General features: G+C 59.8%; 15 protein-coding genes. 6 read left to right on the forward strand and 9 right to left on the reverse strand.

Features of this window, described 5'->3' with window-relative positions; translation table 11 throughout:
- Positions 1–142 precede the first annotated feature (142 nt).
- Complete coding sequence (locus HM1_RS12660; RefSeq protein ID WP_049754183.1) at positions 143–2,347, forward strand: AMP-binding protein; 2,205 nt, start codon at positions 143–145, stop codon at positions 2,345–2,347.
- Between the two features lie 11 nt (positions 2,348–2,358).
- Here the strand turns inward: HM1_RS12660 and HM1_RS12665 are convergent, their stop codons facing one another.
- The gene (locus tag HM1_RS12665) at positions 2,359–2,571 is read right to left on the reverse strand and encodes an ATP-binding protein (protein ID WP_012283799.1); all 213 of its coding nucleotides are present in this window, start codon (positions 2,569–2,571) and stop codon (positions 2,359–2,361) included.
- A gap of 181 nt (positions 2,572–2,752) precedes the next feature.
- Here HM1_RS12665 and HM1_RS12670 point away from each other — a divergent pair, with 181 nt between their 5' ends.
- Entirely contained in the window at positions 2,753–2,986 is a 234-nt protein-coding gene (locus tag HM1_RS12670) for a hypothetical protein (RefSeq protein WP_012283800.1), read from the forward strand.
- Between the two features lie 42 nt (positions 2,987–3,028).
- Here the strand turns inward: HM1_RS12670 and HM1_RS14790 are convergent, their stop codons facing one another.
- A complete protein-coding gene (locus HM1_RS14790) occupies positions 3,029–3,880 on the reverse strand; it encodes a CorA family divalent cation transporter (protein WP_012283801.1) in 852 nt (283 codons plus the stop codon).
- Between the two features lie 64 nt (positions 3,881–3,944).
- On the opposite strand from HM1_RS14790, the gene gluQRS reads away from it, so the two are divergent.
- Positions 3,945–4,961, forward strand: a complete 1,017-nt coding sequence (gene gluQRS / locus HM1_RS12680; protein ID WP_012283802.1) for a tRNA glutamyl-Q(34) synthetase GluQRS — start codon at positions 3,945–3,947, stop codon at positions 4,959–4,961.
- Positions 4,962–5,028: 67 nt separating this feature from the next.
- Positions 5,029–7,383: a heavy metal translocating P-type ATPase gene (locus HM1_RS12685; protein WP_012283803.1), complete on the forward strand. Its 2,355-nt coding sequence runs from the start codon at positions 5,029–5,031 to the stop codon at positions 7,381–7,383.
- Here the strand turns inward: HM1_RS12685 and HM1_RS12690 are convergent.
- Both HM1_RS12690 and nth read right to left on the reverse strand, forming a co-directional pair.
- Complete coding sequence (locus HM1_RS12690; protein ID WP_012283804.1) at positions 7,352–8,302, reverse strand: D-2-hydroxyacid dehydrogenase; 951 nt, start codon at positions 8,300–8,302, stop codon at positions 7,352–7,354. The two genes, HM1_RS12685 and HM1_RS12690, sit on opposite strands and share 32 nt — an antisense overlap.
- Positions 8,299–8,949 (reverse strand): endonuclease III, encoded by a 651-nt coding sequence (gene nth / locus HM1_RS12695; RefSeq protein ID WP_041313941.1) that lies wholly within the window; start codon positions 8,947–8,949, stop codon positions 8,299–8,301. The genes HM1_RS12690 and nth overlap by 4 nt, the downstream gene beginning before the upstream one ends.
- A 205-nt stretch (positions 8,950–9,154) precedes the next feature.
- Between nth and HM1_RS12700 the strand changes: the two genes are divergently transcribed.
- Together HM1_RS12700 and HM1_RS14930 are read left to right on the forward strand one after the other, a co-directional pair.
- Entirely contained in the window at positions 9,155–9,514 is a 360-nt protein-coding gene (locus HM1_RS12700) for a carbohydrate-binding protein (RefSeq protein WP_012283806.1), read from the forward strand.
- Positions 9,515–9,709: 195 nt separating this feature from the next.
- The gene (locus tag HM1_RS14930) at positions 9,710–10,018 is read left to right on the forward strand and encodes a DUF896 domain-containing protein (RefSeq protein WP_012283807.1); all 309 of its coding nucleotides are present in this window, start codon (positions 9,710–9,712) and stop codon (positions 10,016–10,018) included.
- 114 nt (positions 10,019–10,132) lie between these two features.
- Here HM1_RS14930 and HM1_RS12710 read toward each other — a convergent pair whose 3' ends face one another.
- The 5 genes from HM1_RS12710 to HM1_RS12730 all read right to left on the reverse strand — a co-directional run bounded on the left by HM1_RS12710 (position 10,133) and on the right by HM1_RS12730 (position 13,173).
- Positions 10,133–10,378, reverse strand: coding sequence for a DUF3243 family protein (locus tag HM1_RS12710; protein ID WP_012283808.1), 246 nt, complete (start codon positions 10,376–10,378; stop codon positions 10,133–10,135).
- 72 nt (positions 10,379–10,450) lie between these two features.
- The gene (locus HM1_RS12715) at positions 10,451–10,690 is read right to left on the reverse strand and encodes a hypothetical protein (RefSeq protein ID WP_012283809.1); all 240 of its coding nucleotides are present in this window, start codon (positions 10,688–10,690) and stop codon (positions 10,451–10,453) included.
- Positions 10,691–10,908: 218 nt separating this feature from the next.
- Positions 10,909–11,238 (reverse strand): rubredoxin-like domain-containing protein, encoded by a 330-nt coding sequence (locus HM1_RS12720; protein WP_041313944.1) that lies wholly within the window; start codon positions 11,236–11,238, stop codon positions 10,909–10,911.
- Positions 11,239–11,317: 79 nt separating this feature from the next.
- Positions 11,318–12,358 (reverse strand): aldo/keto reductase, encoded by a 1,041-nt coding sequence (locus HM1_RS12725; protein WP_012283811.1) that lies wholly within the window; start codon positions 12,356–12,358, stop codon positions 11,318–11,320.
- A complete protein-coding gene (locus HM1_RS12730; RefSeq protein WP_012283812.1) occupies positions 12,355–13,173 on the reverse strand; it encodes a helix-turn-helix transcriptional regulator in 819 nt (272 codons plus the stop codon). Before HM1_RS12730 ends, HM1_RS12725 begins: the two co-directional genes overlap by 4 nt.
- Between the last annotated feature and the right edge of the window lie 118 nt (positions 13,174–13,291).

The following is a 13,291-nucleotide window of genomic DNA, read 5'->3' on the forward strand; positions in this document are numbered from 1 at the left end:
TTTTTTTGCCAACAAACACTCTAGTCCGACACTATAATCTTTTGTTATACTGACTTAATACTGTAAAAGAGGAGGGAGCCGCCTGAAACTGCTCATTCCAATCCTGCGCTTTTTATTGTCACGCCTCTTTCCCTTGCGGCTGATGCACTTTGAACGCCTCCGGAACGACGGGCCGCTCATCGTCATGCCCAACCACGTCTCTTCTCTCAGCGTGCTCATCTTAAGCTTGTTCCTGCCGGAAGACATCGTCTTCGTCGTCAATACCGAAATCGCCGCCAAGCTCTCCTTCGCGCTCCGCTTTCGCAGGCATATCCCCATGGACCCCCTAAACCCCTATTCCATCCGAGACATCATCTCCGCCATCAAGGGCGGCATGCCTGTCGTCCTCTTCCCCGAGGGGCGGATCACGACGACCACCGGCATCATGAAGATTTATGACGGGATCGCCTTCATCGCCCAGAAGACAGGCGTGCCTGTTTACCCTGTCGGCATCGACGGCCTCCAGCACTCGCGCTTTTCCCGTCTGGAAGGCACGATGCCGCAACGCTGGTTCCCGCCGATCACCATATATGTCGATGAGCCCTTCTCCCTCTGCACGGCGATGGGGCAAAATCAAAAAGACCAAAAATCCTCCGGCAGCGACCGGATCCTGAAAGCCCTCGAACGGGCGCTCTTTCGCAGCCGCTACCACCCGGGGATCAATCTCTTCAACGAGCTGCTCGAGGCGGCGCAACTGTTCGGATTGAACAAGGAGACCATCGAGGATATCAACCAGAAGTTGACCTACCGCAAACTGCTCCTGGCGATCTACGCCCTGAGCGAGCCTCTCCAGCGGCGGCTCGCCGGCGAGGAGCGTGTCGGCGTCATGCTGCCCAACGCCGCCGCTCATGTGGTCACCCTCTTCGCCCTCTTTCGCATCAACATCACCCCGGCCATCTTAAACTTCACAAGCGGCCCCCAGGGAATCCTCGACAGTTGCGAGACGGCAGAGCTGAAGACAGTGATCACCTCCCGCCAGTTCATTGAAAAAGCGGGCCTGGGGACCCACGTAGAGAAAGCTGCCGAAAAGGCGCGCATCCTCTACCTGGAGGATGTGCGTGAAGAGGTATCATCCTTCGGAAAACTGAAGGCGCTCTTCAACCTGGCCCTCAAGCGCCGGACCAGGCCTGGTCGGGAACGGCTCATCCTCTTCACCTCGGGAAGTGAAGGCAAACCGAAGGGCGTCATCCTCCGCCACGACAACATCCAGGCCAATGTGATGCAGGCCTGCACCGTCATCGCCCTGACAGCAAAGGACAAACTGCTCAACGCCTTGCCCATGTTCCACAGCTTCGGCCTCCAGGGCGTCTTCATCCCCCTCCTCTGCGGCTTTGAAGTCTTTCTCTATCCTACACCGCTTCACTACAAGATCATCCCCGAGATCGCCTATGACCGCAACGCCACGATCATCTTCGGAACGGGCACCTTCCTGCAAGGCTATGGCAAGCACGCCCACCCCTACGACTTTTACTCAATCCGCTACGTCATCACGGGCGGCGAAAGACTGAAGGAGGAGACGCGCCGGCTCTGGCTGGACAAGTTCGGCCTGCGCTCCCTGGAAGGCTACGGTTGCACAGAGGCTTCGCCCTTCCTGGCCATCAACTCCCCCCTCTGCTACAAGGCGGGCACTGTAGGGCGCATCTTTCCCGATGTAACACACCGCATCGAACCGGTGGACGGGATTGAACGGGGCGGCAACCTTTTCGTCCGAGGACCTAACATCATGGAAGGCTACTTGATCCACGGCAAAGGCTTCGTCCCCGCCGGCGAGTGGTATGACTGCGGCGATCTGGTCGAAGAAGACGCCCGCGGATTCATCACCATCCTCTCGCGGCTCAAGCGCTTCGCCAAGCTCGGCGGCGAGATGATTTCCCTGAACCTGATCGAGGAACTGGCCACCCGCTGTTTTGCGTCGACGGAGATGGCCGCCGTCAACGTATCGGGCGGCAAAAAGGGCGAGCAGGTGATCCTCTTTACCACAGTGAAAAAGGCTTCCCGGCAGGCGCTCCGTGATTTTATCGCCGCCTCAGGCCATTCTCCCTTGCTCGTTCCGGCCCGCCTCTGCCACCTCGACAGCCTGCCCCTGCTGGGCAACGGCAAAATAGACTACGTGAGTCTGAAGACGGTCTACGCGAGGCGATCGCAAAGGACAGGGCCAACGAGGCCGACAACGATGAAGACGATGAGGAAGAGGGCACCTGATCATCATGGCGCCGATATAAAAGGGATAACAACGAGAAAAGACGGTGTCCTTTTTGCGACGCCGCCTTTTTTTCATAGAGATCTTAGTGAATTGGCTTTGAAATGATGCTGACTTTGTTACTTTTTCGGTTTTTTGCTGATCGCGTTCTGCGGGCAAAGACGGATGCAGATACCGCATCCCGTGCATTTGCTCTCGTCGATCTCCCAGCGCTCCACCTTGCGGCGAAAGAACCCTTCCCCGCCGACGGGGATGATCGCCTGCACCGGGCAACGCCGCGCAGGCGGGCAGCCTTTCATCCGGTCACAGATGCTGTAATCAATCGTCACCATTGACACATACCCCCTATGGGTATTATACGGGCCCTCGCGGAGAGTGTCAACGGTTCATGCCTACAGCAACCGGAAATCCGGGCCGCCTTTCTCGCCCACAGGCCGGTGCCACCCGGGATAGGCCTGCGCCGATAGGGCGAAAATGACGGGGACGGCATTTCCTCCGGAAAGGAATGGATCGATGATGCTCATCACCTGGGGATTCTGGCTGGTCGTCTTCCTGGTGGGGCTTTTGCTGCTGTTAATTCTCTCACAGGAACCGGTCGACGAGCCGCTCCGGCGGCTGCTGGCAGCCGCTGAGGAGGCCGGTGTCAGTGACCGTATCAAGCAAACGGCTGTTGGGGGCGTGCTGCGCCTTACCGACAGCCAGGGCAGCGTCGCCGCTGCTGCGCTACAGGCAGGCAAGGGCTTGTAAAGCCGCACCCGTTGTCCCGGACAGACAGCGACGACAGTTGTCTCAAAACCAGCCTCTGCGACGGAAGTATACCAGAAGGGTTCCTGCGATCACAGCCATGGCGACCATGACAGCATAGTAGCCGTATGGCCAGTGCAACTCCGGCATGACCTCGAAATTCATGCCATAGACACCGACGATAAAGGTGAGCGGCAAAAAAATGGAGGTCACGACAGTCAATTTCTGCATGATCTGATTGGCCCGCTGGCCTTGGAGAGATAGGCGGAGTTCCATCAGACCCTGCAAGGCCTCGCGCAGCCCTTGAATCTCAAAGGACAGTTCGTTAAGATCTTCTATGAGCACCTCAAGTTCTCGGATCATCTCGGAACCGCTCGCGCCTTGCAGGTGCAGGTGCTCTATCAGCTTGTTGATCAGCCGCCGCTTGGCGAAGGTGTCCTGATGTAAAGACAACAGGCGCCTGCGCAAGCTGAAGAGACGGTCGCTGGGGACGGGCTTTTCCTGCAGGGCGATGCTTTCTTCCAGCCGATCCAACTCCCCTTCAATACTCCCGTAAGCCTGCAGGTTCTGGTCGAACAGTTCCGAGAGCAGGAAGAAAACAATGCGGTGCGCAGGTCGAAACTCCCCTGTGTCCGCCGCGGACAGGCACCGCTCAAGCACAGACAGGTTGGCGCTAGAGTAGACGATGAGCCGCTCCTCATCCCAGGCGATCAGCACCGGCAAAGCCTCGTCGTTTTTTTCGAGAGAGGAAATTGTCAAGGCCAGCATTGAGCCATGATTGGACAACAAGCGGTTGCCCCGGAGATTCGGTCTGACGAACAGCTGCACCTCCGGCGGCAGTTCTGCCGGATCGTTAGCATAGAGCACGGTGATTCCACCGGAATCGACCTGCCGCAACCTTCCTCGCCTCCTGCCTCGCTCCTGATACGGCTATTGTACTTCTTTTTCGGAGGCTTTTTCCATGCATCTGCCCCTCTACCGACCAATTTCCGACCTCCCGGCCGGTCGCTACGCGCCAAGCCCGACAGGGCAACTGCACCTGGGCAACGCCAGAACGGCGCTGCTCGCCTGGCTGCAGATCCGACGGCTTGGCGGGCGCTTCATCCTGCGCCTGGAGGACCTCGACCCTGCCCGCTCCGTCGCAGCCTACGCCCGCCAGATCCTCGCCGATCTGCGCTGGCTCGGTCTCGACTGGGACGAAGGCCCCGATGTGGGCGGTCCCTGCGGCCCCTATGAACAAAGCCGGCGGCAGGCTTTTTACGATGCGGCTGTTGATCTCTTCCGTCGCTCCGGCCGCATTTTTCCTTGCGCTTGCAGTCGCAAGGACCTGGCCGAACTGGCCCGCGCCCCTCACGGTCAGAACGAAGAAGGCCCCCCCTACCCGGGGATCTGCCGCAACCTGACCCCGGCGGCCTGGGAGGCGAAGCTGCGTCAAAAAGGTCAATGCGCCTACCGGTTCCAGGTCCCCGAGGGCAGCCTGTCTTTCGTCGACGCTGTGGCCGGTCCCATCTCTCAGAACGTGCGCCAGGCTGTCGGCGATTTCGTCGTCCGCCGCGCCGACGGCGTCACCGCCTACCAGCTGGCCGTCGTCGTCGATGACGCCCTCATGGGCGTCACCCATGTGCTGCGCGGCGACGACCTACTCGCTTCAACGCCCCGCCAGATCCTGCTCTATCACGCCCTGGACATGCCGGTCCCGCACTTTTGCCATGTTCCGCTCGTCCTCGGCCCCGACGGCGCCCGCCTGTCCAAACGGCACGGAGGCACAGCCATATCCGCCCTGCAGGAACAGGGAATTGCGCCGGAAAAAGTGATCGGATTTCTGGCTTATACGGCCGGTTTGTTGCCGGAGCCGGAACCGGTTCGACCGCAGGAATTGATTCCCCTTTTCGCCGAAGCAAAGCTGCCCCGCCACCCCTGGCGAGTCACCGAAGCAGCGCTGGCGGAGCTGGGTTTGTCCATCGAAAAAAACCATTGACCGCCGGCCTTTCTTCGCAGTAACATATGAGTAGATATTCATATGTTACATGAAAGAAGGTCTTCCCATGACAACATCATGCAACGGCAATTGCGCCTGCTCCTGCAGCGCCGCAGCAGAGAATGCCGGAACAGCTAAATCTGTTGACGCCATTGCCGTCGTATCCGGCACAGGCGCGCCGGCAGCGGTGACAGGCGCTTTTGCAGAAGCCGCGACAACAGCGGCTGCAGTCACGGCAGATCCCGTCCTCCGCTATTATATCGACGGCCTCGACTGCGCCGACTGCGCCGCCAAAGTGGAAAAGATCCTCTCTCAACAAGCTGGTGTGCGTTGGGTCCGCATCGATTTCGGCGCCGGCGCGCTGACCCTTTCGCCCATCGAACCGGCTTTCTCGCTACCGACCATTACCTCGGTCGTCTCCAGCCTCGGTTACCGCCTGCGGCTGCCTGAAGGCGCCGGCGGATCGAGGGCAGCGCAAGAGACAGGAACGATGGCGGGCAAGGAACCCCGATGGCGCCGCCTGAACCTCCGCGCGGCCAGACCGGTCCTCTCCGGGCTTGGCTTGGCGCTGGGTCTCCTCCTCGACCAGACGGCGGCGACAGCCCTCTCCCCGCTTGCCTACGCCTTCGCCATCGTCGCCGGAGGCTGGCCCATCGCCCGCGCCGCTTGGACAGCCCTGAAGGCGTTGACCTTGGACATGAACGTGCTGATGCTCCTGGCTGTAGCCGGCGCCATCGCTATCCAGGAATGGTCTGAGGCGGCGGCTGTCGTCTTCCTTTTCAGCCTAGGGGCGGTCCTGCAGGCGTCGACGCTGGACAAAACGCGTCGCTCCATCCGCTCGCTCCTTTCTCTGACGCCAGCCGTCGCCACCGTCTCCCGCAATGGCGTCGAATCCACCGAACCAGTGGAACAGATCATCCCCGGCGATATGATCATCGTCCGCCCCGGCGATCGGATCCCCCTCGACGGGCAAGTCCTGCGTGGCGTCTCATCGGTCAACCAGGCGCCGGTGACCGGCGAATCGACGCCGGTGGAAAAAGAGCCCGGCGACGGCGTCTTCGCCGGCACGGTCAACGAAAACGGGCTCCTGGAGATCCTGGTCACCCGTCCGGCTTCAGACAGCGCCGTCGCCCGCATCATCCGCCTCGTCGAAGAGGCCCAGTCGCGCCGCGCCCCCGCACAGCAGTTCGTCGACCGTTTTGCCGCCGTCTACACGCCTACCGTGATCGTCTTAGCCGCTCTCGTGGCCGTCGTGCCGCCCCTTTTCGGCGCCCCTTGGGAGGAGTGGTTCTACCGCGCCCTGGAACTGCTCGTCGTATCCTGCCCCTGCGCACTGGTCATCTCAACGCCCGTGGCTATCGTCGCCGCCATCGGCAACGGCGCCAAGCAAGGCGTACTGATCAAAGGTGGCGCCCACTTGGAGGAACTGGGCCGGATCAACACCATCGCCTTTGACAAGACGGGCACCCTGACTGTAGGCCGGCCGGCAGTGGCCCATTTCCTCAACGTGGCGCCACCGGATCAACATGATGACCAGGCGCTGCTCTCCATCGCCTGGCGCCTGGAGCGACGGTCATCGCACCCGCTGGCGGCAGCCATCGTCCGCTTTGCCGAGGAACGCCTTCCGGCAACCGCCCATGGCGACCTATCGGAACTGAAAGGCTATGCCACCCTGCCGGGCGCCGGTGTGTCCGCCGTCATCGGCGGTGTCCCTTATGCCCTCACGTCGCCCGGGCGCAGCCCAGTCGCATCAGCCCTTCCGGAAAACCTTCTCGCGCAGATCGACACATGGCAGCGCGATGGCTATACGGTCAGCCTGCTTTCCGATGATAGGCGACCGCTGGCCCTCTTCGCCCTCTCCGACGCTTGCCGGCCGGAAAGCGGCCGCGTCTTGGCCCGCCTGAAAGCGGCTGGCGTCAGCCATATCGCCATGCTCACCGGCGATAACAGCCACACGGCCCGCCGCATCGCCGCCGAACTGTCTATCGACGAGGTGCACGCCGAACTGCTGCCGGCGGAAAAGGCGGAGACCGTACAGGCATTGATGCGCCCCGAGCGCCGCGTCGCCATGGTCGGCGACGGGATCAACGACGCGCCGGCGCTGACGGCGGCCCACCTCGGCGTAGCCATGGGCGGTTACGGATCGGACATGGCCATGGAGACAGCCGACGTGATCCTCGCCAGCGGCAGGCTGGAACAGCTTCCCTTCGCCATCCGTCTCGGTCGCTCAGCCTTGTCCATCATCCGGCAGAACATCATCTTCGCCCTCGTCGTCAAGGCTGTTGCCTTGCTCTTGATCCTCCCCAACTGGCTCAACCTCTGGCTGGCCGTCTTAAGCGACACCGGCGCCGCGCTGGTGGTCATCCTGAACGCCCTTCGCCTGCTCAATATCAATACCCTTTCTCCAGATCGACCACGTTAAGGGGCAGCGGTTTTTCCGCCAAGAAGGCTTCCAGGTTCGTTTCAAAGATCTCCAGCGCCCGGTCGAGGTAGCGAGGCGAGCGACCGGCCACATGGGGCGTGATGATCACATTGGGCATCTTCCACAAGGGGCTTTCGGCGGGAAGGGGTTCCTCGACAAAAACATCGAGGGCTGCGCCGGCGATCTGTCCCTCTTGCAGCGCCCGCACCAGGGCCGGTTCATCGATCACCTTGCCCCGGGCGATGTTGATCAAAAAGGCCGACCGTTTCATCAGGGAAAACTCACGGGTGCCGAAGCGCCGTTCCGACGCCGCCGTCAGGGGCATCGCCAGAACGACAAAATCGGCCTCGGCGATGGCCAGATCGATCTGGTCGCGAGGGTAGGTCTTATGGACCTCCGCCACAGTCCGACCATCGCTGTTCACCCCCGTGACACGCATCCCGAAGGCGAGGGCGCGATGGGCGATCTCCATGCCCATCGCGCCGAGCCCGACGATGCAGACCGTCTTTTGGTGGATCTCATCGAGCTTGACATGATCCTCCCAACGGGCCTGCTCCTGCATGCGGACGAAGAAAGGCAACTGACGGACAAAAGCCAGCATAACACCCAAGGTGTGTTCTGCTGCCTGGACGGCATGGACGCCCTTGGCGCTCGTCAGCGTGATCTCCCGTTCTCTCAGCACATCGAAAGGGATGTGCTCCAGGCCGCCGGCAAAGGATTGAATCCACCGCAGTTTGGACGCCCGCCGCAACACCTCTGCTGTCAAGCCGTCACCGTAGGTGACGAGGATATCAGCGCCCGGCAGGAATTCCAGCGCCTCGCCGGTGGAACGGCAAATCCGCCACAGTATACCCGGGTATGTTCTTTCCAGACGTTCGCGGTGCCATTCGGGAAAGGGCATCGTTGTGAGGATTTTCATTCAGTCTCCTCCCCTGTCTCTCGTTTCAAACCTGTATATTCTCGGCAGCATTCAGCCAACCGGCAGACCCCGCAAGCCGGTTTGCGGGCATGACAAACCTGACGTCCGTGAAAGATCAGCCAGTGGTGGGCCTTGGCCCAAAGGTCCCGGGGAATGTTGTTCATCAGATCTTGTTCCGTTTTGACCACGTCTTTGGCTTGCGCCAGTCCGAGACGATTGGAGACGCGGAAGACATGGGTGTCCACGGCGATGGCCGGCTCCTGAAAAGCTTCGGCCAGCACCACATTGGCCGTCTTCCTGCCCACCCCAGGGAGTTTTTCCAATCCCTCCCGATAGCCGGGGACCTGTCCGCCATGTTTTTCCACCAAGATGCGACAGGCCGCCAGGATGTTGCGGCCCTTGTTCCGGTAAAGGCCGATGCTCTTGATCAGGTCCTCCAGTTCTTCCTGCGTCAGCAGGAGCATCGCCTCCGGCGTAGGCGCTTTGGCGAATAGGGCAGGGGTGACACGGTTGACGGACTTGTCCGTCGCTTGGGCGGCCAGCATGGTGGCGATCAGCAATTCAAAGGGGTTGCGGAAATTGAGGGCGCAACGGGCGTCGGGATACATGTCGGCGAGGGTTGCCAGGATGTGCGCATGCTTGTCCAGCCTGAGCCACCTCCGGTGAATCGTCCAGAAAAGGTAATTTTCAGATTCTTAGTTTACCATATCCGACGCTGTTGAAAAAGCAGGGGATCGTCCGGGAATTGCCGCCTTTTCCTCCCCCACCAGATTTTTACGGCTTGAAGGATCGGTCTTTGGAACCATACTATCGATAGATCCTAGGCAAACAGGAAAAGGGAGGTCGCTTTACATGTTGGGGCAACAGCAGGCCTATGGTCAGGGATATGAGACCACCGGCGCGGCGAGGGTGGGCGAGCAACCGGTAAAAATCCGTCCCCTCTTGGGAGATGGGCGGGATGTGACGATTGTCTATGACGGAATCCTGAGCAGGTCAGGCGCCCAGCAGGTTTACCTCCATGCCGGCTATGGTCATGACTGGAAAAACACCTATGACCACCGGATGGAGCGCACCTGCCACGGTTGGCAGTGCACCATCAACATGGAACAGGACGAACTTCGTTTCTGCTTCAAGGATTCAGCCAACAACTGGGACAACAACAACGGGAGTAACTGGATCTATCATTCCCGCGGCATCAACCCACCCCAATGATCCGGAAAAGCGGCGGCGATAATGCCCGCCGCTTTCACTCATTCGGGTGACGCCAACCTGCTGTTGGTCCTTTTTCTATCAGCCTCTTGACTGAAAGAGAAAAAATGCATCTTTTACCGGGACATGCTAAGATATAGACGTTCATCAAGATGCACGCCTACGGCGTTGCGGTGTTTCATGAGAAGGAGGATCGCGATGTCTATTACCAAGGAACTCATCGATCGGATCAACTACCTGTCGCGCAAGAGCCGCACTCCAGAGGGTCTGACAGAGGAAGAAAAGGCGGAGCAGGCCCGTGTGCGCCGTGAATATGTAGATGCCATCAAGGCCCGTGTCAAAGACACCCTAGACCGGGTGGAGATTGTCGACGCCGATCAAATCGCCTCGACAGCAGCCCCCCAAAAGGCGGACGGACAAAGGGGAGCCGGCGCATCCGTCACCGGACAGGGCCATCGCTGCGGATGTCCCACCTGCAACGCAAAGAGCGGAGAAAGGCTTCACTAAATCAGCGCCTTGCCGCCTCACCCCCCTCGCTAGAGTTAAAAACAGACAAGCCGCCGAAACGGCGGCTTGTCTGTCATTCCGGCAGGATATCGCCGGGCAGGAACCCTCCAGGGATCAGTGTAGGGCCTGTTTCCCGTAGCGGAGCAGGATGTTGGCCAGCACTTTTTTTTCGTCTTCCGTGCTCACTTCCCAGAGTTCCTTCATCAGCTTTTCTTCAGGCTTGTCGGCCTTGAAAAAATGGACGGCAATATCGCCCAGGTTGACGATGCCCTCTCGCATGACCTCATCAGAGATCCCGTGCTGTTTCCCCTCTTCGATGCGCTGAGCCAGTCGTTCCCGAAAGCCTTCGATATCAACCATCGCCTATTCCTCCTCCCTTCTGCTACACTGTAGCGTTTCCGTCAGACTGCCGGCCTATGCCAGGCCGGATGACTAGTCCTTTTTGTCCTTCTCGTTGAGCGCCGCTTTGCGCTCCCCTTCCTCCGCCAGAGCCCGCTCCGCTGTTTCCACCATCTGCTGGCGCACATAGGTTTCGAGGCCGTCGCGAGCCATGCCCAGTTCCACATTGTTGTCCAGCGGCTCGTTGGCGCCCATTTCCTTGGCTGTCTCCCACTGCAGGCGATCGATCTGGCGATGGGTGCGCAGGTCGTCATTCTCTTTTTTGTGGCTCATTGATATGCTCACCTCATGCTCTAGCTTCCCTCAGCGAAAATAAGTTATGTAAAAAAAGAACCCTCCCGTGCGCTATTTCCGTTTTATGGATAAAAGCGTTGGAAGGGTTCTCCACTCATCATCTTCATCACTGATCGGGTTCTTCGCTAATCAGCTTTTTTTCGCCGATCATAATGATTCCAGAAGCAGGGGCCGGCGTCACTCAATCGTTTCGCCCTTTAACCCCACTTGCCCTTATTCATATGCCCTTGCAGTTCTGCCTTGATCGACTGGCGGTACTCGACCGCAAACTGGCGAAGCCGATCGAAGAGTTTGTTGCAACCGGGATCCAGGTCTTCCTCGCGGCCTTCCTCAGCGAGGAACTGGATGTTTTCCAGCAGGCTCAAGAGTTGGATGTGGATGTCGTTGGTAATCCGGGAGCGCTCGATCAGATCGGCCGCTTCTTCCGACAGGGCGGCAAACTTTTCCTTGGGGGCCCCGCATTTGGGACACTGCTCCGGCGCCGCCTCCCCTTCATGGATATAGCCGCATAGGCCACACTTGAACATGGAAGATACCACCTTTCTCGTTTTTTGTCGTCTTCCTCAGTTCTCGTCTTCTCTAGTGCAAATCTTTCGACAATCGATCCTATTTTTCCTGCTTTACGCCAGGAACATCCAGATTGGCGTGGGCCTCTTTGAGCATCTCGCGGATGGGCAGGTCATAAGGGCAACGGGTTTCACAGACACCGCACTCCCGGCAGGCGTCGGCTTTGATGGCCATGGCGCCGTAGCGCTCCTGCGCCCACCCCTGCAGGTTATAGCGGGACCAGTAGCCGTGGAGGAGAAAAGCGAGGGGGATGTTGACGCCGTGGGGACAGGGCATACAGTATTCGCAGCGCCGGCAAAAACGCTCGCCCAAAGAGCGGAGCGCCTCTCGCACCTGGGCCGTCTCTTCCGCCGTCAGCGGCTGTCCATCGCGGCCGACGCGGCAGTTGGCCTTAACCTGGTCGAGGGAATCCATGCCGGGGATGATGACCGACACGGGCTTGTCGAGGAAAAAGCGCAGCGATTGCTCCGCCCATTCAGGGCCTAGCGCGCCGCCAGCCAGGGGTTTCATGACGATGATGCCCAGTTCCTGTTCCGCGCAGGCCGGCAGCAGCCGCTCCTCGACCCGGGTTTCGATGATGTTGTAAGGGAACTGACAGGTGGCGAAGTGACCGGTGGCGATGGCTTTTTCCAGCACCGACGTCACGTGGCCGGTGATGCCGATTTCCTTGATCCAGCCGCGCCGGCGAGCCTCTTCGGCGCCTTCCAGCGCCCCGCCCGGTCCGAGCACCTGTTCCAGAGAGGCGTCATCTTTGACATTGTGCAGTTGGTAGAGGTCGATCGTCTCGACGCCGAAATTGGACCGGCTTTTTTCGATGTCGGCCAGCAGCCCTTCTGCCGTTCGGGCCATGCTCTTTGTGGCCAGGAAAAAAGAAGCGCGGTCGATGCCTCGGATCCCCTTGCCGATCTTCACCTCGCTGTCACTGTAGCCGCGAGCGGAATCGATAAAGTTAACGCCGGTGGCCAAGGCGGCGCGGACGACGGCAGCTGCCGCCTCGTCGTCGAGCCGTTGGATGGCGATGCCACCGAAACCGATGAAGGATACAGGCCAGCCAAGCCGGCCCAATGGGCGCCTCTTCATGCTTCAATCCCTTCTTCCTCGATAGATGAGAGACAAGCTTCCTCGTTGAGCATTCGTCGACTTCCGACCAGGCCGGTCTGCTTGATCAACCGGACAACGCCGAAGAGAAAGCGCAGTTCTGCTTCATTAAGATCGTAAATCATGCGCAACGTCTGTTGAATCGGCGGTTCCCCCAGCAACCGGATCAAGTCGTCGCCCAACACCGGCAGCAGGTTCTCCAATGAAGGCTGGGGCACCAGGAAGTAGCAGGGCGTCACACCGACCGCCTCGGCCACCCGTTCGATCGTGCGCAGTGAAGGCTGCACCTTTCCCTGCTCGATCTGACCGATCAGACCGGGCGATACGCCAGCCCGCTCTGCTACCTCGGCCTGGGTCAATCCCAACTGTTCCCGAATGCTGCGCAGGCGGGTGGCGATGACGGTGAGCGATCCCATCAACTGCGGAATAGACACGTTCAGGTGATCGGCCAAGGTCCGCAAGGTGTCGACGCTGGGGCGGACCTCCTCCGCTTCGATCGCTCGCAATGTCTCTATAGAGATGCCGGCCAGCCTGGCCAGTTCCTGCAACGCAAGCCCGCGCTCCTCCCGGAGCAGCCGCAGTTTTTGGCCGAGACCGATCTCCCCCCCTTCCGGATTACCTTCTTCCCGCTTCAAGCCAAGGGCAGTGGAAATTTTATCTATGATCCGAGGCGCCGGTTGTTTGGTGCCCCGTTCAATCTCGCTCAGGTATGATACAGAAACCCCCGAAAGCCGGGATACCTCCTGCAGCGACAAGCCCTTTTCCTCCCGCACGCGGCGAATCCATGTATGATCCATGAGCGCCCCCTCAGCGACTTAATATGTTTCGATTCAACGGCGCCTACCCTTGTACCCGAAGGATAGCCGGCAGTCCGCCCGAACAACAGCGTTGAGTATGGCCTGCAAACGGTTGGGT

It is taken from the genome of Heliomicrobium modesticaldum Ice1 (assembly GCF_000019165.1).
Lineage (GTDB): Bacteria > Bacillota > Desulfitobacteriia > Heliobacteriales > Heliobacteriaceae > Heliomicrobium > Heliomicrobium modesticaldum.

What these genes read in the sequence shown, in the direction of transcription:
- HM1_RS12665 (WP_012283799.1), bottom strand. Translation starts at nt 2,571, where the DNA reads ATGGTGACGATTGATTACAGCATCTGTGACCGGATGAAAGGCTGCCCG.
- HM1_RS14930 (WP_012283807.1), top strand. Translation starts at nt 9,710, where the DNA reads ATGTCTATTACCAAGGAACTCATCGATCGGATCAACTACCTGTCGCGC.
- HM1_RS12725 (WP_012283811.1), bottom strand. Translation starts at nt 12,358, where the DNA reads ATGAAGAGGCGCCCATTGGGCCGGCTTGGCTGGCCTGTATCCTTCATC.
- HM1_RS12730 (WP_012283812.1), bottom strand. Translation starts at nt 13,173, where the DNA reads ATGGATCATACATGGATTCGCCGCGTGCGGGAGGAAAAGGGCTTGTCG.
- HM1_RS12710 (WP_012283808.1), bottom strand. Translation starts at nt 10,378, where the DNA reads ATGGTTGATATCGAAGGCTTTCGGGAACGACTGGCTCAGCGCATCGAA.
- gluQRS (WP_012283802.1), top strand. Translation starts at nt 3,945, where the DNA reads ATGCATCTGCCCCTCTACCGACCAATTTCCGACCTCCCGGCCGGTCGC.
- HM1_RS12700 (WP_012283806.1), top strand. Translation starts at nt 9,155, where the DNA reads ATGTTGGGGCAACAGCAGGCCTATGGTCAGGGATATGAGACCACCGGC.
- HM1_RS12660 (WP_049754183.1), top strand. Translation starts at nt 143, where the DNA reads ATGCACTTTGAACGCCTCCGGAACGACGGGCCGCTCATCGTCATGCCC.
- HM1_RS12690 (WP_012283804.1), bottom strand. Translation starts at nt 8,302, where the DNA reads ATGAAAATCCTCACAACGATGCCCTTTCCCGAATGGCACCGCGAACGT.
- HM1_RS12670 (WP_012283800.1), top strand. Translation starts at nt 2,753, where the DNA reads ATGATGCTCATCACCTGGGGATTCTGGCTGGTCGTCTTCCTGGTGGGG.
- HM1_RS12720 (WP_041313944.1), bottom strand. Translation starts at nt 11,238, where the DNA reads ATGTTCAAGTGTGGCCTATGCGGCTATATCCATGAAGGGGAGGCGGCG.
- HM1_RS12715 (WP_012283809.1), bottom strand. Translation starts at nt 10,690, where the DNA reads ATGAGCCACAAAAAAGAGAATGACGACCTGCGCACCCATCGCCAGATC.
- HM1_RS12685 (WP_012283803.1), top strand. Translation starts at nt 5,029, where the DNA reads ATGACAACATCATGCAACGGCAATTGCGCCTGCTCCTGCAGCGCCGCA.